The organism is Alkalihalophilus lindianensis (genome assembly GCF_032843265.1).
Lineage (GTDB): Bacteria > Bacillota > Bacilli > Bacillales > Bacillaceae_D > Alkalihalophilus > Alkalihalophilus lindianensis.
Genome location: NZ_JAWJBA010001129.1, coordinates 1 through 231, shown reverse-complemented (window position 1 = coordinate 231; position 231 = coordinate 1). Strand labels below are relative to the sequence as shown.

Here is a 231-nt window from a genome sequence, read left to right as displayed (position 1 = left end):
CGCGCAGCATATGGTCATAGGCGGCGGGCGTGACGACCTCGCCCAGCATCGTGTCCATCGCGGTGATCGCCAGCGCATTGGCCGAGAGCGTCGTCCCGGTGCCGCTGTGGCCGGGCTGTCCCGTCCGGTTCAGCGCGGTCATGCGCCCGGCCACATCGGCCGAGAAACCATAGACGGCGCACGGCACCCCGCCGCCGATCGATTTGCCGATCACCATCAGGTCGGGCTTCG

Annotated in this window: 1 pseudogene; it reads right to left on the bottom strand. The window is 69.3% G+C overall.

Annotated features, from left to right (window positions below):
- Positions 1-231 (bottom strand): annotated as a pseudogene (locus tag RYX56_RS26895) (aspartate aminotransferase family protein); the annotation flags it as partial.